The organism is Citrobacter sp. Cu231 (genome assembly GCF_030332265.1).
In the GTDB taxonomy this organism is placed as follows: domain Bacteria; phylum Pseudomonadota; class Gammaproteobacteria; order Enterobacterales; family Enterobacteriaceae; genus Citrobacter; species Citrobacter meridianamericanus.
Genome location: NZ_JAOWIE010000020.1, coordinates 35,949 through 62,289 on the forward strand (window position 1 = coordinate 35,949; position 26,341 = coordinate 62,289).

The 26,341-nt window shown below is 48.4% G+C and carries 21 protein-coding genes and 1 other RNA gene; 9 read left to right on the forward strand and 13 right to left on the reverse strand.

Annotated features, from left to right (window positions below; genetic code table 11):
* The first annotated feature begins 79 nt into the window (after positions 1–79).
* From OGY15_RS00930 to OGY15_RS00955, 6 genes are all read left to right on the forward strand, one after another.
* Positions 80–1,489, forward strand: a complete 1,410-nt coding sequence (locus OGY15_RS00930) for a TolC family outer membrane protein (RefSeq protein WP_151218121.1) — start codon at positions 80–82, stop codon at positions 1,487–1,489.
* Positions 1,486–3,672, forward strand: coding sequence for a type I secretion system permease/ATPase (locus OGY15_RS00935; protein WP_187253040.1), 2,187 nt, complete (start codon positions 1,486–1,488; stop codon positions 3,670–3,672). The genes OGY15_RS00930 and OGY15_RS00935 overlap by 4 nt, the downstream gene beginning before the upstream one ends.
* A gap of 7 nt (positions 3,673–3,679) precedes the next feature.
* Positions 3,680–4,843 carry a beta-barrel domain-containing protein gene (locus OGY15_RS00940; RefSeq protein ID WP_151218389.1) on the forward strand — a complete coding sequence of 388 codons (1,164 nt, stop codon included), beginning with the start codon at positions 3,680–3,682 and terminating at the stop codon, positions 4,841–4,843.
* A 72-nt stretch (positions 4,844–4,915) separates the two neighbouring features.
* Positions 4,916–5,279: a transfer-messenger RNA gene (gene ssrA, locus OGY15_RS00945) on the forward strand.
* A gap of 204 nt (positions 5,280–5,483) precedes the next feature.
* Positions 5,484–6,725 (forward strand): integrase, encoded by a 1,242-nt coding sequence (locus tag OGY15_RS00950; RefSeq protein WP_286537497.1) that lies wholly within the window; start codon positions 5,484–5,486, stop codon positions 6,723–6,725.
* 246 nt (positions 6,726–6,971) lie between these two features.
* On the forward strand, positions 6,972–7,514 hold the full coding sequence (locus tag OGY15_RS00955) for a 3'-5' exonuclease (RefSeq protein WP_038869357.1): 543 nt from the start codon (positions 6,972–6,974) through the stop codon (positions 7,512–7,514).
* A 13-nt stretch (positions 7,515–7,527) separates the two neighbouring features.
* On the opposite strand, the gene OGY15_RS00960 is transcribed toward OGY15_RS00955, so the two are convergent.
* From OGY15_RS00960 to OGY15_RS00985, 6 genes are all read right to left on the reverse strand, one after another.
* A complete protein-coding gene (locus tag OGY15_RS00960) occupies positions 7,528–8,025 on the reverse strand; it encodes a Mov34/MPN/PAD-1 family protein (RefSeq protein WP_038869359.1) in 498 nt (165 codons plus the stop codon).
* Complete coding sequence (locus tag OGY15_RS00965) at positions 8,022–9,785, reverse strand: HesA/MoeB/ThiF family protein (RefSeq protein WP_286537506.1); 1,764 nt, start codon at positions 9,783–9,785, stop codon at positions 8,022–8,024. Before OGY15_RS00965 ends, OGY15_RS00960 begins: the two co-directional genes overlap by 4 nt.
* Before the next feature lies 1 nt (position 9,786).
* A complete protein-coding gene (locus tag OGY15_RS00970) occupies positions 9,787–11,034 on the reverse strand; it encodes a nucleotidyltransferase domain-containing protein (protein ID WP_286537509.1) in 1,248 nt (415 codons plus the stop codon).
* Positions 11,031–12,206, reverse strand: coding sequence for an HNH endonuclease (locus OGY15_RS00975; RefSeq protein ID WP_119261511.1), 1,176 nt, complete (start codon positions 12,204–12,206; stop codon positions 11,031–11,033). Before OGY15_RS00975 ends, OGY15_RS00970 begins: the two co-directional genes overlap by 4 nt.
* Before the next feature lie 225 nt (positions 12,207–12,431).
* Positions 12,432–13,310, reverse strand: a complete 879-nt coding sequence (locus OGY15_RS00980; RefSeq protein ID WP_286537515.1) for a restriction endonuclease — start codon at positions 13,308–13,310, stop codon at positions 12,432–12,434.
* 205 nt (positions 13,311–13,515) lie between these two features.
* Positions 13,516–14,382, reverse strand: coding sequence for a hypothetical protein (locus tag OGY15_RS00985; protein ID WP_286537519.1), 867 nt, complete (start codon positions 14,380–14,382; stop codon positions 13,516–13,518).
* A gap of 124 nt (positions 14,383–14,506) precedes the next feature.
* Here OGY15_RS00985 and OGY15_RS00990 point away from each other — a divergent pair, with 124 nt between their 5' ends.
* The 3 genes from OGY15_RS00990 (at position 14,507) to OGY15_RS01000 (ending at position 16,543) form a co-directional block, all read left to right on the forward strand.
* The gene (locus tag OGY15_RS00990) at positions 14,507–14,719 is read left to right on the forward strand and encodes an AlpA family phage regulatory protein (RefSeq protein WP_071602232.1); all 213 of its coding nucleotides are present in this window, start codon (positions 14,507–14,509) and stop codon (positions 14,717–14,719) included.
* Between the two features lie 352 nt (positions 14,720–15,071).
* On the forward strand, positions 15,072–15,644 hold the full coding sequence (locus tag OGY15_RS00995; protein WP_286537522.1) for a helix-turn-helix domain-containing protein: 573 nt from the start codon (positions 15,072–15,074) through the stop codon (positions 15,642–15,644).
* 296 nt (positions 15,645–15,940) lie between these two features.
* Positions 15,941–16,543 (forward strand): inovirus Gp2 family protein, encoded by a 603-nt coding sequence (locus OGY15_RS01000; RefSeq protein WP_142476595.1) that lies wholly within the window; start codon positions 15,941–15,943, stop codon positions 16,541–16,543.
* Between the two features lie 41 nt (positions 16,544–16,584).
* Here OGY15_RS01000 and OGY15_RS01005 read toward each other — a convergent pair whose 3' ends face one another.
* From OGY15_RS01005 to OGY15_RS01035, 7 genes are all read right to left on the reverse strand, one after another.
* Positions 16,585–17,499: a hypothetical protein gene (locus OGY15_RS01005; protein ID WP_012540836.1), complete on the reverse strand. Its 915-nt coding sequence runs from the start codon at positions 17,497–17,499 to the stop codon at positions 16,585–16,587.
* 246 nt (positions 17,500–17,745) lie between these two features.
* Positions 17,746–18,504 carry a Qat anti-phage system TatD family nuclease QatD gene (gene qatD, locus OGY15_RS01010; RefSeq protein ID WP_286537530.1) on the reverse strand — a complete coding sequence of 253 codons (759 nt, stop codon included), beginning with the start codon at positions 18,502–18,504 and terminating at the stop codon, positions 17,746–17,748.
* Positions 18,501–19,766, reverse strand: a complete 1,266-nt coding sequence (gene qatC / locus OGY15_RS01015) for a Qat anti-phage system QueC-like protein QatC (protein ID WP_181499900.1) — start codon at positions 19,764–19,766, stop codon at positions 18,501–18,503. Before qatC ends, qatD begins: the two co-directional genes overlap by 4 nt.
* Positions 19,763–20,572 carry a Qat anti-phage system associated protein QatB gene (locus tag OGY15_RS01020; RefSeq protein WP_248208885.1) on the reverse strand — a complete coding sequence of 270 codons (810 nt, stop codon included), beginning with the start codon at positions 20,570–20,572 and terminating at the stop codon, positions 19,763–19,765. The genes qatC and OGY15_RS01020 overlap by 4 nt, the downstream gene beginning before the upstream one ends.
* Complete coding sequence (locus OGY15_RS01025; RefSeq protein ID WP_142476590.1) at positions 20,572–22,449, reverse strand: KAP family P-loop NTPase fold protein; 1,878 nt, start codon at positions 22,447–22,449, stop codon at positions 20,572–20,574. The genes OGY15_RS01020 and OGY15_RS01025 overlap by 1 nt, the downstream gene beginning before the upstream one ends.
* 62 nt (positions 22,450–22,511) lie before the next feature.
* Positions 22,512–24,287, reverse strand: a complete 1,776-nt coding sequence (locus OGY15_RS01030; protein ID WP_286537547.1) for an ATP-dependent helicase — start codon at positions 24,285–24,287, stop codon at positions 22,512–22,514.
* Positions 24,284–26,035 carry an ATP-dependent nuclease gene (locus OGY15_RS01035; protein ID WP_181499897.1) on the reverse strand — a complete coding sequence of 584 codons (1,752 nt, stop codon included), beginning with the start codon at positions 26,033–26,035 and terminating at the stop codon, positions 24,284–24,286. Before OGY15_RS01035 ends, OGY15_RS01030 begins: the two co-directional genes overlap by 4 nt.
* Positions 26,036–26,341 lie beyond the last annotated feature (306 nt).

The following is a 26,341-nucleotide window of genomic DNA, read 5'->3' on the forward strand; positions in this document are numbered from 1 at the left end:
CGCCATAACTACAGCCCCGGATGCCATGACGTCCGGGGCAATAACAGTCGTCGCTGCCGTATTTTGTAAGGGATAATCTATGAGAAATGTCGCGCCTGTTGCCTTGCTGCTGGCATTAACGCTCTGTGCCATGCGGGTGAATGCCGAAGATGAACCGCAAATTATTACGCCGGAAGGTCTGGCCACCAGCCAGATGCTTCCCTCGCTGGACGGCGCGGTTGCCGATCTGCCGCTTAGTGCCGCCGCTCCCGGCAGCCTGACGCTCAATGACGCGGTGAGTCGCGCCGTGAGCTGGCATCCTTCTATTCGTGAATCCATCGGCAAGCTGCTCTCACAAAATGAGCAGATCGACGTGGCGAAATCAAAATATTATCCGCAGGTTTCTGCCGGAATGAACAACGGTTACAGCAATACTTACACCGACCACGGCTTTAGCCCGGCGCTGGTTATTTCGGTGTCGCAAATGCTGTACGACTTCGGCAAAGTGGCAAGCCAGGTCCGCGCTGAAACTGCCGGAGCCGCACAACAGCAGGCGAATGTGCTACTCAGTATTGATACCATCGCTCATGCCACCGCCAATGCGATAGTCCAGGTGCAGACGTGGCAGCAAATGGTGGACGCCGCCGAAGAGCAACTTAACGCCCTGAACGGCATTGGCCGACTGACCCGCCAGCGTAATGATGAAGGGGCAACCTCACTGTCGGACGTGGTGCAAACCGATGCGCGTATCGAGTCCGCACGTTCTCAACTGGCGCAGTATCAAGCCAATCTCGACAGCAGCAAGGCAACGCTGATGAGCTTCCTCGGCTGGAACTCGCTTAACGGCATCAGCAATGAATTTCCGGTCAAACTGGACAGCAGTTGTGATGTAGTCAAACCAGAAGATAAACTGGTTCCTGCGGTGTTGGCGGCATGGGCGCAGGCGAATGTGGCGCAGGCAAACCTCGACTACGCCAACGCGCAGATGACGCCCACCATCTCTCTGGAGCCTTCGGTTCAGCACTATCTCAACGACAAATACCCCAGCCATGAGGTACTCGACAAAACCCAGTATTCTGCATGGGTAAAAGTTGAAATGCCGCTGTATCAGGGAGGCGGACTCACCGCCAGACGCAACGCCGCCAGCCACGCGGTAGAGTCTGCACAGTACTCCATCCAGCGCACCCGACTTGAAGTACGACAGAAATTACTTGAGTCCCGTAGCCAGGCAATGAGCCTCGCCACCGCCCTGCAGATTCTGCGTCGCCAACAGCGGTTGAGCGAACAAACGCGCGAGCTTTATCAACAGCAATATCTGGACCTTGGTTCGCGTCCACTGCTCGACGTGCTTAACGCTGAGCAGGAGGTATATCAGGCCCGTTTTGCCGAACTTCAGACTCAAAATCAGCTGCGCCAGCTACAGCTGAACTGCCTTTATAACACCGGCTCACTTCGTCAGGCGTTCGCCTTAAATAACCGCAGCATTCAATCGGTGGAGATCACGCTATGAGCGACGTCGATTCACATGCTAAAGATGCGATTAGTGAACACGCCCTGAGCCAGTGGGCGCAGGCGATGACGCATATTGCCAGCCACTATCGCGTTACCTGTTCGCCAGGCGCAATCCAGGCCAACGCCCCGTGGTTTGCAGGAAAAAGTCGGGCGATGGCTCTGTCACAGCTGGCGCGGCAGGCGGGACTGTCATTTCATGCGCTGGATACTGCTGCACAGGCGTTCGGTCAGTGGCGTTTACCAGTGATAGCGGAACTGCGCGACGGCCAACTGATGGTGATAGAACATTTCAACGGTGAAGATGTCCTGGATGTTTTTATCATCGTCGATGAGGGCCAGCGTAACCGACTCGCGGTTGCAGAACTTTTGCCAGAGATCGTAAGCATTACCGCACTGCGTCCGCTGTCGGCGCTGAAGGATAGTCGGGTTGACCGCTATATTTCGCGCTTCAAGCCCGACTGGATGCGCGAACTGGTATTACAGGACATCCGCCCTTACCTGCCGGTCATGATTGCCGCCTTTCTGATTAACGTCCTGTCGCTCGCCGGGATTATCTTTTCGATGCAGGTTTATGACCGGGTAATCCCCGCCCAGTCTTATCCAACGCTGTATGTTCTCTCAACCGGCGTTCTGGTCGCAGTACTGTTTGGTTTTCTGCTGCGCGAATCGCGTACTCACATAATGGACCTGCTCGGCAAACGCGCCGATATGCGCATTTCCGATCGCGTGTTTAGCCACGCCTTGCGGCTGCGCAACAGCGCCGTCCCCCGTTCGACAGGGAGCTTTATTTCTCAACTGCGCGAGCTGGAACAGGTTCGTGAGATGATCACTTCCTCGACTATGTCGACCATTGTCGATCTGCCGTTTTTCTTTCTGTTTATCGTAGTGCTGGCCTGTATTGCCCCGCCACTAGCGTGGATAGCCCCCGTCGCTGCCTTGTTGATGATTCTGCCTGGCTTGCTGTTACAGAAAAAGCTGGCAGTGCTTGCCAACCAGGCTGCGCATGAATCCACTCTGCGCAACGCGGTGCTGGTCGAGAGCGTTCAGGGGCTGGAAGACATCAAGCTGATGCAGGCGGAAAACCGCTTTTTACAGCAGTGGAACAGCTATATCCGTATTACTGGAGAGTCAGGGCTGCGCACGCGTAAGCTCACTCAGGGGCTGATTGGCTGGGGCATGTCGGTGCAAAGCCTGGTCTACGCCGCCATCATTATGTTCGGCGCGCCGATGGTCATTGAAGGTACGATGACCACCGGGGCCGTGGTGGCGGCATCGATGCTCGGTTCCAGAATGATTGCCCCAATGGCTAACCTGTGCGGTGTGCTGGCCCGCTGGCAACAGGTGAAGGCGGCGAAGGTGGGGTTGGACAGCATCATGCAGCTCCCCACCGAAACGCAGTACGATGAAGACCGCGTGCATCAGGAGACTTTTCACGGCCATTATCTGTTTGAAAACGCACACTTCCGCTACCACAGCGACGATCAGCGCGTTCCACTGCGGATCTCGCGTCTGGAGGTCATGCCCGGCGAACGGGTGGCGATCCTCGGGCGTAACGGCGCCGGAAAATCAACGCTGCTACAGGCCATGGCAGGTGGCGTGGAGATTATCCAGGGTGATGTCCGGCTCGATAACCTGAGCCTGGCACAAATCGACATGGCCGATTTACGCCGTAACATCGGTTTTCTCAGCCAGAATGCGCGGCTGTTTTTCGGTACCTTGCGCGAGAACCTGACCCTCGGCGCACCGCATGCCAGCGACGCACAGATCTTCGACGCGCTGGAGGTCAGCGGCGCGGCGGCTTTCGTTAAACAGCTCGCCAAAGGACTAGCGCATCCCATTATGGAAGGCGGCAGCGGTTTATCCGGCGGCCAACGGCAGTCGATCCTGCTGGCAAGAATGCTGCTGCGCTCACCCAATATTGTGCTGCTCGACGAACCCAGCGCTTCGTTAGATGAACATACCGAACGGGAGTTTATTCAGCGCCTGAACCTGTGGCTGGGCAACCGCACATTGATTGTTGCCACCCACCGCGTTCCGGTTCTGGAACTGGTCGAACGCGTGGTGGTGTTGAAAGAAGGCCAACTGGTCATGGATGCCCCGAAAGCGCAGGCGTTGAATGCAAGCCGGGCACCTGCCCCTACTCACGGTCGGGAGTGGAAAAATGAAAACCAATCCGCATGACGCCGCCATGGACGACCTCGATATTCGCCGCGAGCACCGTTTTTCCGGGGCCAGCCGCATTATTCTGCTCAGCACGCTACTGTTTGCTGTCCTGGGGATCTGGGCGTATTTCGGCAAGCTGGATGAAGTCTCGACCGGCAGCGGGAAAGTGATCCCCAGCTCGCGTGAACAGGTCTTGCAGTCACTAGATGGCGGTATTCTCGCCGAGCTGACAGTCCGTGAGGGAGATAAAGTTCAGGCCAATCAAATTGTGGCGCGCCTCGACCCCACCCGTTCGGAGTCCAACGTTGGGGAAAGCGCCGCCCGCTATCGTGCCTCGCTGGCTTCCAGCGCAAGGCTCAATGCCGAAGTTAACGATCTGCCACTGGTCTTTCCCGATTCACTGCGCGCCTGGCCGGAACTTATCGCTTCCGAAACGCGTTTGTATAAAAGCCGTCGCGCGCAGCTTGCTGATTCTATGGCTGAGCTACAGGATGCGCTGGTTTCGGTAAATAAAGAACTGGCCATTACTCAGCGGCTGGAGAAAAGCGGTGCCGCCAGCCACGTAGAAGTGCTGCGCCTGCAACGCCAAAAAAGCGATCTGGGATTGAAAATCACCGACCTGCGCTCGCAATACTTCGTGCAGGCACGGGAAGCACTGTCAAAAGCCAACGCCGAAGTGGATATGCTGGCGGCTATTTTAAAAGGTCGAGAGGATTCCGTGACCCGCCTGACCGTGCGCGCGCCAATGCGCGGTATTGTAAAAAATATCCAGGTCACCACCATTGGCGGCGTTATTCCGCCTAACGGCGAGATGATGGAGATTGTACCGCTGGACGATCATCTGCTGATAGAAACCCGCCTGTCTCCGCGCGATATCGCGTTCATCCACCCCGGGCAGCGGGCGCTGGTGAAGATAACCGCCTATGATTACGCTATTTACGGCGGTCTGGAAGGCGTAGTCGAAACCATCTCCCCGGACACCATCCAGGACAAAGTGAAACCAGAAATTTTCTACTACCGCGTGTTTATCCGTACCCATCAGGACTTCTTGCAGAACAAACTCGGACGCCATTTCTCCATCGTACCGGGCATGATTGCTACCGTGGATATAAAAACAGGTGAAAAAACCATCGTCGACTATTTAATCAAACCATTTAATCGTGCAAAAGAAGCACTGCGCGAGCGGTAAATCCTTGAGGATTAGGGGTTGCAGGGGCTGGTCACGCGTGTCACAAGTCTGTTATACTTGCTCTCACACATTGGGGCTGATTCTGGATTCGACGGGATTCGCGAAACCCAAGGTGCATGCCGAGGGGCGGTTGGCCTCGTAAAAAGCCGCAAAAAAATAGTCGCAAACGACGAAAACTACGCTTTAGCAGCTTAATAACCTGCTCTGAGCCCTCTCTCCCTAGCTTCCGCTCTTAAGACGGGGATCAAAGAGAGGTCAAACCCAAAAGAGATCGCGTGGAGGCCCTGCCTGGGGTTGAAGCGTTAAATCTAATCAGGCTAGTCTGGTAGTGGCGTGTCTGTCCGCAGGTACCAGGCGAATGTAAAGACTGACTAAGCATGTAGTACCGAGGATGTAGGAATTTCGGACGCGGGTTCAACTCCCGCCAGCTCCACCAAAATTCTCCATCGGTGATTACCAGAGTCATCCGATGAAGTCCTAAGAGCCCGCACGGCGCAAGCCCTGCGGGCTTTTTTGTGCCCTCAATTTGTCCCGCGAAGTCTGATGCCAACTAATTAAATCCGAACCTTTTAGGCACCTTGTTAGGCACCCCATAAAGCTTTATTGTTTTTGAGGTGCCTAAAACTATGGAAACCCGGCAATGGCAAGACAAACCAAACCTCTATCCGTTAAAGAAATCGAATCTGCTAAACCCAAGGAAGCGGACTACGTTCTCTATGATGGCGATGGCCTTGAGCTACTTATCAAATCCAGCGGGAGTAAAATCTGGCAGTTTCGCTACATTCGCCCTGTCACCAAGAAACGTGCGAAGAAGAGCATAGGCCCCTACCCGTCAGTTACGCTTGCCGATGCCAGAAACTATCGAGCAGAGTCACGCTCTCTACTGGCGAAACAAATCGACCCACAGGAACATCAGCAAGAACAACTTCGCAGTTCGCTGGAAGCCAAAACCAATACTTTCCAGCTCGTGGCTGAACGTTGGTGGAATGTGAAGAAAGCCAGTGTGACCGAAGACTACGCAGAGGATATCTGGCGCTCTCTTGAGAGAGATGTTTTTCCTGCGATTGGCGACATTAGCGTTACAGATATTAAAGCTCATACACTGGTTCAGGCCGTCCAACCGGTTCAGGCCAGAGGAGCACTGGAAACCGTTCGTCGCCTGTGCCAGCGCATTAATGAGGTCATGATCTATGCCCAAAATACGGGGCTGATTGATGCGGTACCCAGTGTCAACATTGGCAAGGCCTTTGAGAAGCCGCAGAAAAAAAATATGCCAAGCATTCGACCGGATCAGCTGCCTCAACTGATGCAGACGATGCGAACAGCCAGCATTAGCCTTTCCACACGCTGCCTGTTTATGTGGCAACTTCTTACCATTACCCGCCCTGCTGAAGCGGCTGAAGCTCGCTGGGAGGAGGTAGACATGGAAGCGCGAGAGTGGAAGATTCCTGCAGCACGTATGAAAATGAACCGTGACCATACCGTCCCATTGTCAGATGAAGCAATTGCTGTATTAGAGATGATGAAACCGTTAAGTGGCAACCGGGAATTCATTTTTCCAAGTCGTTTGAAGCCCACTCAGCCAATGAACAGCCAAACGGTAAATGCTTCGCTTAAGAGGGCGGGGTTCGGCGGTATCCTCGTGTCACATGGTCTGCGATCTATCGCAAGCACTGCTCTTAATGAGCAAGGCTTTCCACCCGATGTGATTGAGGCTGCGCTTGCCCATGTTGACAAGAATGAAGTACGTCGAGCCTATAACCGAAGCGATTACCTTGAGCAGCGCCGCCCGATGATGCAGTGGTGGGCTGATTTTGTAATGGCTGCGGATCGTGGAAATATGCTTGGAGATGGTATTCGAGGTATAAGGCTTGTCGGATGACATAGTTACAAGCGCCAGCCATAGGTGCTTTATCTGTATTAGCTCAGACTTGACCTGACAGTTTTATTTGGCAGCAGACTATCAAATCTGACAGTCTGCTTTGAGCAAATAGCGGAAGTTCGCATATGGTTTTAGTCTGATAAAGGCATTAGTTAAAGGGTGGTGTGGTAGATACTTACCACCCGTAATAGCGTATCGTTTTCTTTTACAAGCCAAATAGCAGTGCCCTCAATCGCAGGAGTGATTATGAATGCTAGCGAGATTTTCGTTTCAGTCGATATTGAAACATCCGGCCCGGTCCCGGGATTATTTAGTCTGCTTTCCATTGGGGCCTGTCTGGTGCATGCGCCCGACGTGCGTTTTTATGCCGAGTTGAAGCCTGACTGCACTGGCTTTGATCCTGAGGCGCTGGCAGTGACGGGATTTAACCTTCAGGCACTGGCTACCACCGGCATAGCCCCCGCGGACGCCATGCTTCAGTTATCCACATGGCTCACAACCCACCTTCAACCGAGCCAGAAGCCGGTCTTTACGGGACTGAATGCCCCCTTTGACTGGTCATTCATCAATTACTACTTCCATAAATATACGGGGAACAACCCATTTGGCTTCAGTGCATTAGATATTAAAGCTTACTTTATGGGGGCAACAGGCTGTACGTGGTCTGAGACCAAATCATCAATGATGACACAGCGTTTATCTGCCAAAGGAAGACCCAGCCATAATGCTCTGGATGATGCATTATTTCAGGCAGAGCTTTTTGCGATGATGCAAAATAAAGGGTCTTGATGAATTGGGTCCGTTAAGGCCGCGACAAGGATGCTGTATACACTGCCTCCTGATACCTGCCCTCCCGAAATATCCAGGCTTTAATGCCTGTGCTCGATGGTGACGTGCCGACAATCACCGCCACGGGATGTGGAAGATCACGTGCATTTTGCCTCGCGAATCGCGCAAAACTGGCAATGTCAGTCCCTGAGATGTGAGGAACTGCCTGCGGATGCGTATGCCAGTATCCAACCAAGCGTAATCCCTTCCTGTTTGCGTTCTCGATTTCAGTGCGGCAGCGATCGTTGTTCAGTTCGAGCCACGTTCTGCCAGCGCGGTCCGCAGGATGTGGCGCTGAAGCATGACACAGTACAATGCCGCCGGGATCGGCGGGATCGACAAACAGCTGCCCGCCTCGCTCATTTTCTCCCTGTGACTGCCGGTAGTGACCGAACATCTCAGAGACCTGCCGCCCAACCTGCAGCTCCGCATTCATATCTGGCCAGGCCCAGCGCCATGCTATTTCATTCATGCGTTTTGCCCGGGTTTCGGCCAGTTACGTTCAAAAACACTCTGGACAACTCCTTCAGGAAGTACAGGTCCCGTATAGCGTCCCCCCAACACTCCGGCCTCATCAGGACGATACACACTGGAATGCCATAGAGTGACATCCCCTACAGTCGTCAGGTAACGTATTGCGGCCTGAGTGACCATTGTTGCAACACCATTCATTCCCGCCGAGCCTCCCGGTATAAAACTTTCACCACAGGCAGGAAGAGGCACAACGCCCCCATCCGGCCAGTCGGTAAACCGGTGCCTGAAGTCACCTCTATCGCTAAAAAGATATCTTGCATCAAAGCGGCCTTCAGGTGCGATCAGTGCATGCCCGACAAGTGTATGCGGCTCACTCCAGGCCTGTATCAGCCCCCATTTCGCTCCGGAGGCTTTCTTTTCCCAGAGGGCAGACTCTGATTCCCAGTCCGCTGTCGTGATAATAACCAGATCAACATCCTCGAAAATATCGGGTTTTTGACCCATAACCCATTCGATGTATGTATCCAGCGCGGTGACATCAAGCACAGGCAGATCCTGAAGCAGTCGATGGCGCATGGCCTGAGACTTAAATTTGCCTAAATCCTCAGCACCCAGCATATGCCGCCCCAGATTGGGTGACTCCAGTCTGTCAGGATCGATAAGGGTCAGCCTGCCCAGACCGGCCTTGGCGAGTTGAATACTCACAGCGGATCCCAGCGACCCTACACCGACAAAGACAACATGCGAGTTCTCAAGTGTTTTTGCTGTGTTACTTCGATCCCGTGAAAAAAATGCTCCACGATCAATAATGTTCACACGCGATGACAGAATACTGGCCGGAGGCCCTTCTTTCTTTAACCCGGACTGACGGCGTGAGGATCTCAGGCCGTAAAAATGTGTACGGTCTGTTTCCTTCTTTCTGGTGCACAGGTTAACAGTAAATCTTGCCGCCCCGTCCCCACCCGGTAATGCCATGACAACCCATCGGGAAAGCAAAGCACTACTCTTTTCTGACCATTTAGACATCGCGGCCAGGGATTCTTCAGAAATATGGGGAGCAAGCCATTCGAGAAACGCGTGAGGTTCAGGCACCTTAATGCCAGGGAAAGACGTCAGTTTGACAAAGAAACCTGCTTCATGGGGGCTTCTTATCAGAACCGAACGGCCAGTGGCACGTCTGAAATGCTGGCGGATAGCGTTCTTGTCAGACGAAACCCATACCGGGTTGAGGCCAGTATGACCGGTATACCTCGGATCGCTTACAACATACAAAACTGAATCCGATTCAGGCTCCCCCAAAAGAATCAGGTTACGTGCCGATCGTTTAAGCTGCCAGAGCCAGTAAGTGGAAATTTCATTCTGAAACTCCGTTTCCCGCCGTGCAGGATCTGCGTTTTCCAGAGAAAAAGACACAATGCTCGCAAAACGGGATAAGCTGTCCTGAACAATTTTCTCAGGCGAGCCCGTAACGGGCTTTTCCCTGAATCCATGGAGACACAACCCGGACGCCATGGCATGGGGCCAGACTAACCACGGTGAAGGTTCAACCTGAAGGCTAGGGGATTCAGACGGGAAATCGTTGGGAAAACCAATCCGTAGTCTTCGCTCAAGGCCGGTGTAATCAACGGGTAAAGGAAAATAAAAGGCGGCCGCCTCACCGACCCGCAGTTCAGCGGGCCTGAGAAGAGCCGAAGCATTGTCCGCGCCCAGACAGTCTTTAAGGGCGGAAATGCCGCGTTGTATCATCTCATCCTTCATATCAGCCGAGTCGCCCGACAGGTGCAACATTTGCCTGAGACTGGTTACTGCTGACTGAACTCCCGAACAGAGACCCCATTGCGACAGAGTTTCGTGTCACACCATCTTGCCGCCCGGGCATCGTCCAGTTTGCCGGAATGCTCTCGTTAACTTCGCGAACGAATGTCGGACCAATACCGAACTGCTCCTGGACCGCCTTCGCAAAGGTTTCTGTCGACGCGTGGCTGTCGAGCCCCAGCATCAGCGCCGAACGGGCACTCGCATGCCATTTATTAAAGGCATCAACGTATTTATAACCTTCATCCGGACGATTCCATTTTTCCGCAAAATTCTCGCCGTTATCTTCAGGATTGCAGACGTAATACTCATTACTGTAACGATGAATATGGTCAGGCATCCTGTTCACGATTGCCAGGATAGCCTGAAGCGGGGTGAAGGCGGTATATTCTGACTGCGCGACAACATCCAGATAAGCGTGAGTCGCAAGCGTGGTGATAACTGCCGAAATAGGCCGGTATCTTTCATTTTTCGTCCTGATCGCCCATTCATCCCTGTGCCTTTTCATCAGTTTAATGCTCGCACGTAACGGATCATCTTTTTGATATTCTTTATATTCAGGCAGCGGGGCCTGGGTCGCAGAGTCCATTACTGCATGACTTTTATTAAACTCAACAACATGTTCAAGCATAATGTCTTGCTTTGACGCATCATGCAGCCAGTCTGCATAAGGAATGGGACTGCTTGCCTTCCAGCCGTGCTCCCTGTCGGGTACTTCGAGCATGCCCAGTCCGTCGCTTTGCTCATTATGATGGCAGGGACGTGCAGGTGTGACATCAATGTGGAAACCCGGATTTTCATCGGCGTAAACAATCCTGACACCGCGACGAAGTTGTTGAATATCCTCCTGAACCCTACTGCCCTCCTGGAAACGACGTTCAATGACCTCTAATACAGTCCGGGCATCGATCCCTCTGGCATGGGGCAACCAGACAATCGCATCGGCATCAATTGTCCCGAGATCTGCTGGCGCCCCAGGCACCGGGTTAATCGTTGTCTGAAGACGCATAGAACCCTGGGGAAAAATATGGGCATCCGCCAGCAGGGGATCATCGGCAGCAGAAAGAATTTTTTCCAGCTGAGAGTAGCGAGCATCAATAACACTGTACTGAGCTGCTGATAACGAAATTTTTCGGGCTGCACGGAGAAGAAAATACTCCCAGCTGCGGTGTTTAGTCTGTTCGTTACTCATGGACGTTGCTCCTCTGTACATCCGATGCTAAGCATGGGGCGAAACTGGTTTGCGTTATTTTTGTCACGGTCAAAGATGATGTAGGGATGCTGATGCTGAGTCGTCAGCAAAGCCCCAAATTCAATGGCCAGCGCAGCAGGCACCGCGGCAAAAACATGAATGGCCTGGGTCGTGGTGGCTTCTAACTGACTGAGCAGCTTCTGCAGCTCATCTCTGAACGCATGGATGACCCTGCGGTTTGTCACCATGGCGTAGCTGGGTTCAGGTACAGTGAATTCTACAATTCGGGCACCCGGCAGTGCGGCGGTAACATCGCCTCGCGGTACCGCTGCGGAAAGAGACAGCACCAGAGCAACTGGCCCCTCACCTTGCGGAAGTTCAGAAGAGATAAACGCCGGCGGCAGGGCATCTGTATCCGGCCAGCGCAATATATGTTCCCTGTTAAATGAATACTGAAAGCGTTTATAGCGGTCGCCAATGGTCTGGCCGAGGAAAAACAACGCCGGAATATCCGCAAGCCCAACCATGGCCAGAGCCGGCTTATCGCCAAATTGCCCCCCGCGGCGGGCAAGCCCGGCCTCGAGTTTTTCAGTGATTAAATCCTTAATCGCCTGCCAGTAACCCGCATCCCTTCCCCGTGAACTGGGCTCAGGGAACACAACCGTAACCGGATGGCACTGTGCCGTAAGCCCTTCTGCAGACATGGCGGTAAGAAGGGCCTGCGCCGGAATTGCAACCAGAGTCTGATGATGCTGGCTTTGAACGATAACCGGTATGGCGCGTTCCTCCCCGGGCGTGGAAGCCGCTAAGCGAATTCTGGTCAGGCAGGCAGAGTGAAGTCCGCTAAGATCGTCTTCAGGATAATTATCGCCGTCACGATCAACCCGGTCATGGCATCCCGGACACAGTAGCATAAGATTCTCGCTGTCATTCGTCAGTGCCAGGGCCTCTTCTTCGCTGTGTGTGGCGTTTCCCCTGGGGCCTTTCGGGCTGGCAGGAAGAATATGGGCCACTTCTCCCCATTTCATCGGCGTACCGATACGAAAATCATGGGTCAGATCGGTTCCGCAGAGTTCACAATGACCCGCTGCACGGATCCAGACCAGAATTTTCACTTCAGGGCTAGTGTTAAAACGCCCACTCGAATCATCCGCCTTTTTTTTCGCATTCACGTAAGGGTACTCCTGAAAAGGAAAAACCATTAGCACGGGAAATACTGAAATAGGTACTGTTCATCTTTTTTCAATACGCAACCGCGAAAAATATAACTCGCGAAACAAAATACGGAGCGGACCGCCTATTGCGCTGCCAGGTTTTCATTGAGCGATATGCGGACATTACTAACAGCATTCTGTATTCTGTGTGAAACGGGGAGCAAGTCACCGCTTTCCAACCCGTTATTTCAGCGTGCCGAACTGTTTGTCCTTCAGTGCATATAGTCGGTCGAACTCAGCATAGGGCTCTCCCGTTTCAGCGGCGTGCCGGGTTTTAGCGTCCAGAAGGTCGGGCAAAGGGATCCCATGACTCAGTGAGTGGTAAAGATCATAACCACTGACACAGATAACCCGCTTCCCTTTACCAAAAGCCGTCAGACCTTCAGGCGTAAATCCCATCCAACTGATAAAAACGCCGCGTGTCCAGGTTGCCTTGGTACTGAGCTTTCCTTCAAATACATGGAGATCGGCAGCCGACGTTCTTTTCTGATGCCATTTTGCCTCCATCAGGTAAAATTCATCATTCAGTCGGAAACTTCCGTCAATCTGTTCGCCTGTATTTCGGAAAGACGAACGGGGAGCAAGCTTAAAGATACTGAACAGTTCAGCAAGCCAAATTTCAAACCGAAAACCACGTAGTTGTGGCGGCAGAGATTTCATCTCGTTCATTTCAGCGATAAGTGAAGGCCAGTCAACACCATGCCATGCCTGGACAGGCTTTACGCCTTTGGCTTCATTGGTGTCAGCGTTTTCTAAGCGGGAAATCAGTGCAAGATAGTCATTACGGCTTTGTTCAGCCTGTTCAGGCATGGATTCTGTTTTATACTGCCAGAGAGCGCCAAGAACCCGCAGAGCGGTCTCACGATCAGTCTGTTTCAGCAAGCATCTAACTCGTTTGGCTTTTGATGTCCCCTCTTCCTGATAACGTTTATCATCAATATCAATGTTCAGTTCTTCATCAAAAAAAGCAGACAAGGTGCGGTTAGAGAAATCAAGTATCCAGCCAGGATCGCTCTCAAACACGAGATTAAACAGCCTCAAATCCTGCATTTTCAGTTTCACACCTACCTCCTTTTTTTCACAGTTTAACGGGATGAAAGTGGAGGAGGAAATGAGTCAGCACCTGTACACCAGCATTAGCGTGTTCCGCTATCGGCACTGAGCGGACTGTCAGTTTAGGTTAAGCCCTGTGCAACAACAGTGCCAGTCAAATTTGAGCTAATACACTTTATCTAAATTACAAAGCAGAGCTTCAGCTACAAGGTGATTATTTTTTTCTGTGTACATGAGAATCAAATGCTAGTCTGACACTCTCAACGTTTCGTGACCAATTTTTTAGAATAGTATCCGCTAATGCATCTTGGCTTGCATTTGCTAATCGGTATTTTTTACTTTGATTGTTAATTACAATATCTGATTCTTCAACATATTCCCATAAGGGGTCAATAAGGTCATTCACTGCCGCAGCTTTACTTTTCCAACCACCTTGTGGTGCAAGTTCATTTATAAGGTCTACTAATTTCCTCTGAATAACAATGTATACCTCTGTTTTCTTCTCGCCCCCCTTCTTTCCAGCCTTAACTCTAACGCCTGATAGTTCTGATTGTTTATCAATGTAAACCTTGAACCAAACCATTCCGATACACTTATCAAATAGACTAAAAGAGGTATTTAATGCCCTTAGCGCGATGCATTCATTTTCCGATGCTACCGACTGCCCCCATTGATACAACATTGAAGCATTAAAAAGATGCGCAAAAAATATGTCATCAATTCTGATGGGCTCGATAATTAATGGAAAAAAAGTCTCCCGATAAATACGACTCTGTAAGTCTCGCCAGCACTCCTGTACAGGATCATATAATTCTGTGTACTCCTCTTTGAGCTGTAACATCCCATTAACAGTGTGACTTTGATAATCCCGAAGATGAGGTTCTGAGTACAACCTTACACGCGTACCCACTTTTGCAGATTTCCAGTACTGTTCTCTCATTCTGGCTAGTTCTTCTTGTATTACCGAGTAGCTTTCATCAAGTATTTCAGCATATCTCTCCCACTTGCAGTGTGACATCTCCTCAGAGACTTCCTTTATTTTCTGGCTAATTTCTTCACAAATTTCAGATACAGAAAACATTAATCCACCATATATCAACAAGTTAACTCTTGTAAAAAATGTCTTTTTGCTACCCGGATTTTTTGCAAAATCCTTTGATCATACTCTTACACAACCAAACTGAACTAATGCAAGGTAACTTAACATGAACACATCCAACGTCAGAATCCTTCGTTTAACCGACGTCGTCAGCAAAATGGGCATAAGCCGCTCCACCATCTATGATTGGCTCAATCCAAAATCTTCGCGCTACGATGCATCTTTTCCCAAACAGCGTCGACTGGGTAAGCAATCTATCGGCTGGCTGGAAGCTGAGTTAGACGAGTGGCTTTTACTACGTAGTCAAGTGGGTTATTGAGTCTTAATGAATTGCAAGTAAAGGCCATTAACTCAGCCATAAAAACAGAATAAGCCATTGAAATTTCGATACGAGATTGCGGAGGCATCATTCGATTGAGGCGATTAAACCTTAATAAAATCAACTTGCAAACCAATTGAATAGAGGTTCAAAAATACATTATTGACACTTTTTACAAGTATCAAATCAAGAAGAAAAGGACAATTGGCAGAAACATCAAGATCAAACATTTTTTTGTCTTAGACAGATAACACTGTGAGAATGCCAATTGTCATCAAATGCTTTTTTGCGCCCTCAAAGTCAGAGACGTCTGACGTGTCAAAAAATAATTAATGATACCGGATTCTAATCAATGAAATTTTTTGCTTACTTCGCTTGTGTTGACTCTGCTGGAGCAAAAGGTGTTAGAGAGCATACTGTTTTTCGAGAAATATGCGTTTTTTTCCATGTAGACTCAGAGAATATTGTTATTGAAATTGTTGACATTAAACGACCATTTTCAGAACAACGGCTTTTAAAGGAGCTCATTAATACAAAAATGAACCGTGGTGACACCATTGTAATTACTGATTTAAGCTGTCTGGGAAGAAATGTTGAGGACATAGAGGAGGCTTTATTTTTATTTTTTCGAAAGGAGATAAATGTCTACTGTTACCATCCTCGCACTAGAATTGAGCCAGCAATTGAATGCTGCATGTCATTTCTGATAACAGTCCAAAAAAAAGTCGACATTCATAATCTTAAGTCAACAAGGAGTCGGAATCGCACAATGAAAAAAGCGTTAGGAAGAAAAAAGGGAAGTAAACATAAGATGGAAATATTAAAACTTAAGCTAAAAGGACATACACAGATACAAACAGCTAAAATTCTAGGAATCAGTATTTCAACAGTCAAACGCCACTGGAAAAACACATTTATTACTTAGCAAAAACAAGCTAATTAGAGAGTAACTTTAATATAGCCACCACAGGCCAGGACTGTCTTTGTCTAAATTTTAGATGTTGGAAAGGTATTATAATGGCAATCTACTCTTAGCTATGACTAATAGTCATCTAAGAGCAGTATTATTAATCAAGTAATTATCAGATCACAACAGTATGGGGATACGATGCTCTGATGCCTGAATATATCTGAATCAAAGACAATGTACAGTCTTATCTGTGTGGCAATCATTAATATGGTCTTTAAAGACCGTAGGACTAACCACATAGGAATTCTGATATGAGTTATGTTGAACTTTACCGATCAATAATCAATCAATCATTGAATTTGATTACGAACAGGCACCAAAGAGTTGTTGCGTTCAGAGTTGATACTCATTTTCCGGGGATAGTTGACAACGGTGATAACATTTGCTGCTTTCATAGCCTGAAACCTGGTGAAATTAGCCGTATGTGCAAATCAATGGAGGCTAAGCTCATAGCCGATATTCAGAGAAAAGAGCGAGAAGGGAAACGTGTACACCGAGGAACAGTAATTATTATATGGGCGAGAGAATTTTCATTATCGGGTAAATGCCATTACCACCTTTGCCTGCTGTTTAACAAAGATGCCTATTACCATCTCGGGGATTATGAGCAAGAAAATACGCTAAGAGCAATGATCACCGGATCTTGGTATAGCGCGATGGGCCTACATCTGGACGATTATCGAGGCTTGGTGCATTTTCCAGAGAACTGCCGTTATGTACTAAATTCTAACCATCCAGACTTCCAATGCCACTATCAGGAGCTGCTGAACCGCCTTGATTATCTCGCTAAAATAGAGACCAAGATCTTTGGTGAAGGATATCGTAATTTCGGTTCTTACCAAATCGATCTTTAATTTCAATGTGGCCTTCCTGTTTAGGGAAGGCCTTTTTCACATCAGGGATAAGTGATGTGCCCTACAATCGCGCAGATGAGTCGATAATCGCTAACGTAAAAGATCTCCGGATTTTCTGCATTTTGCTCGCCGATAAAAAAGATCCAGGCTTTATCTTTCAGCCCTTTACCTTTAGCTTCGATAGCCTCTGTGCGAGCTGCTTCCAGCTCTTTACGAACCACGGTACGCTTGGCTTTAGACCAGCTAGCCCATTCGATGTAGATCTGGTAGCTTCGGGTAGGTTTAGGTTTACCTTCCTCATCTTTTCCCCATTCACCTGACAGCGGAATGATTAGGTTTTCATCATTTTCAGTAAATTTATTCCAGAGCAGTGGTGCATAAAAGATCTTCGGCTCAGGGTAAGGTTGAACCTCATTCCGGAGCTTTTTAAATGCCGTCATGTAGATTTGACCACTGATTCCGGGAACGTTAAGCGACATTCCCCGGTCATGCGGGAAACGGATGAAGGCACGGCAAATATTGCGAATAGCATTCACTTGACGCCGGGATTGTCGTTCGGGTGAATTACCTTCACCAGATTGTGAGGATGCTGAACGTGTCGAACTGGATTTACTTTCATCACCAGAGAAACTTGGTTCAACAACAGGGCGTTTTTCGATCAACTTTAGCCCCGAGGGCATTAACCCCGGAGCACTGTCCAGTATGTTGCGGACACTGGCCTTCTGGCCTTGGCGAATTACTGTGCTTTCAGCATCAGCATCACATTCAGGATGATGCTGAATATGGCGTTTCTTTTTAAAATAGGCTCTGACTTTTTTATCTTTTTCCCATGCAGCAGGATGCATGGTTATACCACACCCCCAGCACACGTAACCTTCAGTATCAACGCTATCAAGTAGCCACAGATCCTCTGCTTCTACAATCTCACGGGTATGTTTATCACGTGCAGATTCCATCACACTTTCCTTTTGTAGAAAAAAATCCAGCCTACCTAGTTATGGCAGTCAAATACGCACAAAGATGATTCTCCATAAAACTCGTCGGTGATATCTCTCGCTGCCAATTCTCCCTTAAAGTTATGAGTTTCCTTTGCTTAAGTACGTTGCGGTTACTCGCTATGTCAACAAACGGCATACGCATTAAGACTTACACCATCCGACTAAAATATCTGTTAAACCTGTGGCAACTGAATACCATTTCGTTTAAAAGTTGAGAGCAATTCGATCGCTCCCCATCTGCCCAAGCAAAGTATTCGTATTGTTTAACAATTGTAGCTTTACATCATTTTCAGGCATTGACCACGCCTCGCCCAGCAATCGAACTGTAATATTGAAATCCCATGGCATCACAGTGCGATTGTTAAATTGAGCAAATGGCCCGTCGCTCTCTGGCACAACCCTGTCTTTAGGGAGCTTAATAGCAAGAGCTTTCCCAGCGGCAGAGTTGAAAGCAGCCGGACCAATACTGAACCAGCATCCCTGCGCTGAAGCATTCCTCAATTCCGTAACACTTCCAGTGAACCAATGTAAAATAGGAATTCCGTGAGAGGGGAACGCTTTTAAGGTAGCCAGCACATCAGGAACGGCCTGTCTTGAGTGAATGCTCATTGCTCGTCCCCCAGCATCGTGGCACTTCCTGACCACCTCGGAAAACACTCGACGTTGCATCGCGTAACTGGTGGAATATCGTTTTGAACCATCCAATCCAATCTCACCTACAGCAGCCACGTTTTGAATCAACTCGAGAAGCATTTCCAATTCCTGGAAACGATCAGCGACAATTTCAGGATGAAGTCCAGGACTGATCATTACAGATTCATATTTTTCTAAAATATGGCTTGTAGCCTGAAAAGCCTTTGGGCTCGTAGTAACTAACCACGTGAAAACATTACGCTTAATCGCACCGGCATAAACATCTCTAGCCTCGGGATACAAATCAACGTGACAGTGAAAATCAATCAAAGCAATTTATCCTGAACGAGTACAGTTTCTAGCTCTTTAATACCTTGCTGCAAAACTCTACGATACATGGGTCGCTCTTTAATCGGTGCAAAAACCAACGAACCACCAAGAAATCTGTCTAGCCCTCTCTTCCTTACATCAAGGATGGCAAGTGCTACAGCCATAGGGTCATCTGGTGCACCAGACTTGTCACTGCCAACAACAGATTCAAAGCGGTAAGACGTTGTATCCCCATCAGGTTTCCATGCAAGGAATGCAGCCCGACGGATCAAGCATGGAACGCAACGTCCACAGTGCTGACGATTATAGGTTCGAAAACGGCCACAACTTGTAGAATCAGCAGCCCATTTTTGCAAAAGGTCTTGGTCAAGGCATTCCTGCATCATTTCTCCCTTAGTTTTGAAACGATACGGCAACTCAAGCTGCACATGGATGCCCAAATTATCCAGAACTCTTTGCAACATATCGATAAACATAGGATGAGTTGTACGAGTACTTAAACTGGATACGCGCCCCGGAACCAAAGGAGGATTTATGGAGATCACCCCATTTTCAGGAATAAATATTGTTGGTTTTGTTAAATTTATTTTCGTTGAGGCAAGTAATGCAAATGCATAAAAAGCTAATGAGCGGCCACGTGTCGAAGGCTCGCGCGGTCCTTTGAAGCTGATGCCATGACTCCATTGATAATGTGAACCATTTCCCATCAGCATGGATGCGTATTCCCTCTGTCGCTCAGAATCTTTATGCGCGAGTTGAGAAACAAATAGTGGTTTTCGACCCTTTGCCACCAAATCAATTCCACCTATTAGACTATCCAGCCCTCCGGATAATAAAGATACGCAATCATTACTTAGAAAAGCGCCATCTCCTTGAGGAGGTTCCATGCCTGCATTATTGAAATTTAGTAACCAATAATCACCAGTCAGAACTTTTAGCATATCTTCAAGATCGGATTTTAGCGGTAACCACTTATCTGGATTGCACAATCCAACCGTAAGCTGAATATTCCGGGTCCAGCCATCTGCACTCGTTCTTCTAGGGCTTGACAGATCTGCGCTACATACCGCGAGGCAAAATTGTACAAAATCCCAAATATCTATTGAAGGGCAAAATCCACTCCGTTTTAATGCGCCATGCCATCGATTCGCAATTGTACCAACACCTGCACGCTTAGCGCCTTTGAAATAGGAGAATACTCGCACATCAGCAGGAACCTGCGCTGGTATAAGTTCTGCTTTAGCACACATAACTTTGATCATTCTGAAAATACCTCTAAGGCAGAGAAGAGAATGGACTGAGCCAAGCTTTTCGGATCTGTGTTTTTTGTAGTCTGCTTTTCCAATACCACTCTAACCTTAGCACCGACCCACTCGCGAATATCAGAACGCCGTTCCTGAATTAATAGAGGATCATATTTTAATTTTTCGTAAGTCTGCCCAAGCTGGAGATCGATTCGATTACAAATCTCATTCGCAATGGTCAACCCCATGACTTCACCTATTTGCATATCCGTAAGATTGAATATGTCCACTTCCGGATAAAGTTCATAGAGTTGCGCCATAGCCTCCGCGCCAGCATTACGGAGAGATTCATCATCAACGCTTCCTGTCTCAGGAATAACTTCTTTCAAAATTTCAAGAGTAAGATCCGTTGCCGAAAGATTCTCTTGACGAACGTGAGTAAGCCAATCAATCACTCGCTGGTCGTTTCCATCCCTAGCAGACGTCAGGAACTCACCAAGACTACCGACCCCGCTGGCAACGCCTCGCATAGTAGTGGCAGCTCGTCGTGCTCCCCCCATTCCTTTGGAGACCATGCTTTTAGTCGCACCGCGTAAATTGTCGTGGCTGCCATTTTGCAGATATCCACCAAGGAGCGAACGAGCAGGTCCAAACCGTCTTTCAGGTGCAATAGCACCATCAGGAATTACATTTTTATCATTCTCCTGCGATGGTGAATCAGGCGAATCTCCTCCACCTGTTGTAGTATCACTATCAGGTTTTAACCATTCAGGGTCAAACGGTGAGCCTGAACGTCCTCCCCCACTAGAGGTTGATGTTCCCATTAGCGCCCCCTCCCAAGGTCCACAATTGCCTTCTTAGTTGTCTTTGGTAATTCGTTAAGATCTTTCCATCGTTCCAAAAGTTGCTGCGCCCATGGCTGAGCACCAAGAGTTGGGATTAAACCCGGGCCAATAAGTTTTAGAGGAGCCTGATCCAAAAGGCTGACCGCTTTATTTCCAATTTCCTTGTAAACCTTGCAGCACTCAATCAGCATTACAATATCCTTGTAACTCTTCCAGGTACGTGAAGCACTGTTACTTTGCCAGGCCTTTGTCATCGCCAACTCAGTCTGTGAAGGTCCTATTTTCCTCATAAGTTCAACTAAGGATTCATGACCATTAGTGGCAACTTTCAGTGCATCTCTCAATTTTCTAGAATCAGGAGTCATATTGTCATCACCAAAGTCGCGAGTTCCAGAGTCACGACTGAGGTGGAGAAGCGGGCGTAGATCCTCGGTTCCCAAAGCTGGCAGAAGTTGGAGCCATTGCTGAGTAAATGGCGTATTCTTGAAAGGCTCAGGTAAGCTACTCTGACCCGCTGCAGCGGCTTCAGCGTCCGCCAAAACTTGTACCCTACCGTCATTATCCGAATGCACACGACTAGCAAGCTCCTCAGCAAGGCTTTCGTCACACCTTTCAAGGAGATGCCATTTTGCCAGTGCGGCTATATCTAAAGTTATTCCCTGCGGCGCAGAAAGAGCATCACGTAAATAAACGGTATTCAAAAATCTTTTCATTAATCGGGGATTGGCGTTGACTGCTAAAGAACTATGAAGAAGTGCAGCAAGTCCCTGAGCTAAATCCATTAAACTTTTGAGTGCATCAATATGCTCTACCAGTTCATACAAAAACTCTTGATTGATCGTTTCGCCTTTCCAGCTATTACGCAGTTTCTCAGGGATAACGCTAAGCGCATGATTGAACCTTTCCTTGCCAAAATTGCCTACGCTAGTCTCTCGTTCAAGCAGTAGAAGGACCAGATACGCTTTCGCCTCATTCAAACCAAGGCGAGGGACATGGAGTGGAACCTGTATTAATTTATCGAAGTAGTTAGTTGCAACATCTCCCGTAATTCCCGCACCATCGAAGTGAACCTTCACCGCAGCTTTTATGAAATCGTTATCTGCGGCAATGACGAAAGCGCTACGGCGAATAAATAGCAACAAACGAATTGATTCAAGTGTTGAAATTGCTGTTTGTGGCAAGCATCTGTCTAAATCATCCACAAATATTACTAGCGTAATTTTCAGCTCTTCAAGTATACCTTCTAAAGTATCCCTGAATGCCTGAATATGGGCGGGCATCGAGAATGGCTCACTCGGTTTTAGAAGACCACTGGAACTTAGCTCAAGGGTGTCGGTGTCAGATGATTCGTTGTTAGCCTTATCATCCGACGAAAACCAACCTGCCAATTTACAAACCGTTTTTCCAAGAGAGCCAATAGGAATACCAGTGGTTAAAGTCAATGCGGCTTCGCCACTTAATTGAGCGACTCTGAGAAGATTTATCCTTCGCCACAGTTCAGATACTTTGTCAGTGATAGTTTTATTTTCATCTGTAAGACGAACAATCTCGTCCCCCACAATTTGTAGCAATGCACTCCTGGCGGACTCAAAATCTTGGTAGAGCCATGGATTGAAAGTGAGTACAACAAAGGAATGCTTTTCTTGATTTGTCTCTTCCACCAGCAACTCTTCAACTGAAGAGCTTTCCAGGCGTGATGCAATCATTTTCACCAGAGAAGATTTACCTGCTCCCCAGCCACCTGAGACCCCAATAGAAATAGGTTCCCCATTAGCCTGCTTCAGCAGGCTTGCACATGCATCAGCAACAACACCAAAATTCAAATAATCGACAGTTGTCTCGTTATCATGCCACATAGTGAAAAGTCCATTTAAAATTAATTTATATCAATAGGATATGAAAACTATTGGTTTCTGGTTCACAAATCCACTCTTGTGTAGGGCACTTGGCCTGTGGCCAGCAAATCAACACAACGCCCTGCAAAGGCGTTTGGTATCGCAAGAGCAACAAAATTACGAGCACGGGTGAGGCCAACGTAGAGTACGCGCTTTGCCTCTGCATCTACTCGCGCTTGCCATGACTCGAAGAGTGCTTCAATTCTGTTTTCAGGGGCTCGATTCGGCGGGACTACGACGCATACTGCATCGTACTCACGACCTTTCACTTCATGTATGTTGCCACATGCGAAACTGAGAGCAGCGGGCACTTGAAGATGCTTTGACCATTGCGCATCAGGAGGCTGTTGGAAGAAACGACGTAAGCTTACGCCAGCAGGGAGTGGCAGATGCAGCTTCTCAATTTCCGCATGAACACAGGCTATCCAGGCAAGCCGCTCTTCATCGGAGTCTCTACACGTTTTTGGAAGGTTAATGAGAAAATTTAGGGCGCATCTCCGATGGGCACGCCGGTCCAATCCAAGACGTTCGATGACTTTAACCAGATGCTCATTTCGTTGACGCACCCCCATTAAATCCAGCAATAATATTTCGACTGACTGGATTACATTCTCCTTCGTTCTTGGAGTTGCGGCAGGTGACCAGAACTCTGAAACTTTACGAGCCAGAAACTCAATTCGCGAGTTCCCGGTTGAAATGCTGGAAGTGACGCCAGCTGCCTGCAACGCAACTTTGCCTGAGTGAGCCAAAATAATCGTCTTGGTTGACTCGAGCCCCAGTTCCCTAATCCTTCTAAGGAATGCCTGACCAATAATTGCCGTTGGGCCGCGGCCACCGTAGGTAAGAAGTAAAATTGGATAGTCAACATCAGCACTTTCACCAAGCGACCGATCAATCTGACCTTCTCGCCTTAGAGTGGCTGCTAGCTGGCAAATTGCAGGACTACTACGAAAATTCCCCGTCAACCCCTTTTGCGCCGCAATAGGATATGTATCCTTAAATACCTGTATTCCTTGAGGATTACCATTACGAAATTCGTAGATTGCTTGGTCAGGATCACAAACGAACGTAACATTTACCCCATGTGCTCTGAGCCATGTCAGTATTTGCAGATCGAGTGGATTGCAATCTTGCCCTTCATCAACCATAACTTCTTGAAAACGTGCCGCCAATGCGCGAGCAAGTGACTCACCAATTACATTATCTCTAATCAACCGCAATGTTTGAGCACGTGCATCCCCTGCACTCATATAGCCAGCTTGTAGCAAAGATCGTCGCCGATTTGCTGCTACTTGTTGATATCGATTCTGATGTTGACGTACATGATTTTGCAAACCTGCATGTCGAATCCTATCAGGATCAATAACGTTGGTTTCTGGATCAAACAAATCTAGACTTACCGGTTGACCTCGAAAGGCAAATTGACCTGATAAACGAATTTCTACACCAAGCGTATCCCAACTATCTAGGATAATTGGCCGTGTTTGACTCGATATCGCACAACTTGGCAGTACAACGAAATGCCTGACGAAAGCATCAAGTGTTCCCATGAAACTAGGATACTTTAAAAGAGTATCAAGCCCAGCAGCCAAGCATCGTTCGCGGAACTCGTCTACAGCGGAGTTTGTAAATGAAAGTATCGCTATGCCCTGACGAGAAGGCAACGTAGCGGCGATCCTCGCTAGCCGAGCAATGATAGTGCGCGTTTTTCCGGCTCCAGGACAAGCATTAACGAAGGCTCCGCCAACGTGAGAAGCAAAACTCTCTTGCTCTGGGGTTAGATTGTGGATTCCAGTCATATACGTGAAGCTCCACGAATTGCATCAATAAGATAAGGCGGAACAACAAATGGTTCACCCGCCTCAATGCGCGAAGCCATAGCTTGCGCCAAATCGCCTTTGCGAGTTTTTTTCGTCTCAATTAATTTAAGAAATGCATTGGGACGATCTTGTTCTGGAATGCCCTCTATCTGCGCTTCCCAGTCTCTACGTGAATTACGATGCAAACGAAGAAACACGCTTTTCAGGAAACTTTCGTTTCCAGCGCCAAAAATTTCGTGCTCCAATGTGTGCTGATTGGTTAGAACGATCAAAGCATCTGGAGCTCCATGCGTTGCAGCCAGATTTTCCAGATCAACTTTCCTATTTCCCAACACGGTTGGGTCCGCATCAGTGATCACTATCAGCCTATCAGCAATACGTGCATCACCATATGGCCGTAGCAGTACCTCTACATATGGACGGAAGTCCACACCTTCGATCGGCACAATTACAGCCCCCTTGAACCTAAGCCACCCATCTAAATCATTAGCTAGCACAAGCTTTTGTGCTAACACAGGCAACAATAGTGCTTCCGCGATCCCTTCCACCAAGATAGCTCTGTTACCAAACAGCAAAGCGGAACGAGTCACGTCAAGATATCGACTAATTTTATCTAATGTCTTTGGCTTTAGCCCTATTTCGGCAATGGGCACACTCACTGATTCTGAGATAGCTATTCCATCTTGTTCACGATGCCGCGAACGCATGACCACTAGGTGACGTGGAGAAACCCATGCGGTCAGGTTAGGGGAATGGGTTGTCACAACAATTTGGATGCGGCCTTCAGGCTTTCCTGGCTCTACGATACGTGATGCTGATTGGCGCGCTTGATCCAAGAGGAACTCAAGCACAAGTACCTGTAATTGCGGATGCAAATGCGCTTCAGGTTCTTCAACAAGGAAAATAGTGAGGTCTGCCTCTTTGGCCTTAGTCAGCTCTACAACAACAGTGGCCATGTAGAGTAGATTTGAGTACCCCAGGCCAGACGACCGAATATCTTCGGGTATCAAACCTGTATCGGCCATACGAAATCTTAAATCACGAGCTACATCGAGTAAGGTTTCGCTACCAAAATCCAATGCCGCTATCTGCGGACGTACTCCATTCGTGAGTAGTCCGAGAGCAGTACTGATATCCGTATTGATTGTAGTTAATATCTCAGGCCGATTATCCGCACGCCTGACACCAGCGAGGAAATCTTGTTCCCGCTCTTTTGGCAAGAAATTACGCAGCAATGCCATCACTCGAGCGCCACTGCTAGTACCAAGCACCTGATGTGCGTCCCTTAAAGGAGGGAGATAAACGTGTCGGATCAACTCAGAAGAACCAAGCTCTGGTCCATTAGTGTCGAAACGTCCAGCCCATAAAGTAGTCTTTCCTCGGGGAGCATGTTCAGAACGCGATTCATATCGATAGCCGAAAGTAGCCTCGTTCTTGGTAGGATCGGGAACTGCAGATATCAATAGACCTTTGAGAGTATCGCTTAGACCCTGGAAAGCCCCTTCGATTTGAAAACTTGGGACTGTCGAATAACGTCGTACATCCTCATCCTCTGGATATCGTTCGCGGCGTCCACTCAATGGCAAAGTAAGCAATCTGATTGCGTCTACGACATTGGATTTTCCACCATTATTTTCACCAACCAATACAGTTAAATCTGGGCGGAGGCTAACGGTCACATCATCACAAGATCGAAACCGCGAAATTTTCAGCTTACCTAAATACATAAATATCCTTATATTACAGAAGCATATAAGTCATCGTGATAAGACCACTTGGAGGGCTTCATCCAAAATACTTTAATATATCGATAGTCCTGTCCGACTCGAGGTTAACGGCCATTAACTGTTTACTTTGTAGAGGATAAACAGAATTCGACGAATTTGTTAGAATGAAGCGAAGCGATAATTACTGATTAACTACTCCACAATTACAATAATATCAACATCTTCCTTATGGCAATGTGCCAGAGACATCATTTTTTCACTATTGCCCCAAAAAATGATTTAGATCCAATCTAATAGCTATCTCCG

Excerpts from the sequence above, each read along its gene's own strand:
- OGY15_RS01005 (WP_012540836.1), bottom strand. The coding sequence starts at position 17,499 with ATGGAATCTGCACGTGATAAACATACCCGTGAGATTGTAGAAGCAGAG.
- OGY15_RS01000 (WP_142476595.1), top strand. The coding sequence starts at position 15,941 with ATGAGTTATGTTGAACTTTACCGATCAATAATCAATCAATCATTGAAT.
- OGY15_RS00995 (WP_286537522.1), top strand. The coding sequence starts at position 15,072 with ATGAAATTTTTTGCTTACTTCGCTTGTGTTGACTCTGCTGGAGCAAAA.
- OGY15_RS01030 (WP_286537547.1), bottom strand. The coding sequence starts at position 24,287 with ATGACTGGAATCCACAATCTAACCCCAGAGCAAGAGAGTTTTGCTTCT.
- qatC (WP_181499900.1), bottom strand. The coding sequence starts at position 19,766 with ATGATCAAAGTTATGTGTGCTAAAGCAGAACTTATACCAGCGCAGGTT.
- OGY15_RS00970 (WP_286537509.1), bottom strand. The coding sequence starts at position 11,034 with ATGAGTAACGAACAGACTAAACACCGCAGCTGGGAGTATTTTCTTCTC.
- OGY15_RS01020 (WP_248208885.1), bottom strand. The coding sequence starts at position 20,572 with ATGGGAACATCAACCTCTAGTGGGGGAGGACGTTCAGGCTCACCGTTT.
- OGY15_RS00930 (WP_151218121.1), top strand. The coding sequence starts at position 80 with ATGAGAAATGTCGCGCCTGTTGCCTTGCTGCTGGCATTAACGCTCTGT.
- OGY15_RS00985 (WP_286537519.1), bottom strand. The coding sequence starts at position 14,382 with ATGTTTTCTGTATCTGAAATTTGTGAAGAAATTAGCCAGAAAATAAAG.
- OGY15_RS00940 (WP_151218389.1), top strand. The coding sequence starts at position 3,680 with ATGGACGACCTCGATATTCGCCGCGAGCACCGTTTTTCCGGGGCCAGC.
- OGY15_RS00965 (WP_286537506.1), bottom strand. The coding sequence starts at position 9,785 with ATGAAGGATGAGATGATACAACGCGGCATTTCCGCCCTTAAAGACTGT.
- OGY15_RS00950 (WP_286537497.1), top strand. The coding sequence starts at position 5,484 with ATGGCAAGACAAACCAAACCTCTATCCGTTAAAGAAATCGAATCTGCT.
- OGY15_RS00990 (WP_071602232.1), top strand. The coding sequence starts at position 14,507 with ATGAACACATCCAACGTCAGAATCCTTCGTTTAACCGACGTCGTCAGC.
- OGY15_RS01035 (WP_181499897.1), bottom strand. The coding sequence starts at position 26,035 with ATGTATTTAGGTAAGCTGAAAATTTCGCGGTTTCGATCTTGTGATGAT.
- OGY15_RS00960 (WP_038869359.1), bottom strand. The coding sequence starts at position 8,025 with ATGAATGAAATAGCATGGCGCTGGGCCTGGCCAGATATGAATGCGGAG.
- OGY15_RS00935 (WP_187253040.1), top strand. The coding sequence starts at position 1,486 with ATGAGCGACGTCGATTCACATGCTAAAGATGCGATTAGTGAACACGCC.
- OGY15_RS00955 (WP_038869357.1), top strand. The coding sequence starts at position 6,972 with ATGAATGCTAGCGAGATTTTCGTTTCAGTCGATATTGAAACATCCGGC.
- OGY15_RS01025 (WP_142476590.1), bottom strand. The coding sequence starts at position 22,449 with ATGTGGCATGATAACGAGACAACTGTCGATTATTTGAATTTTGGTGTT.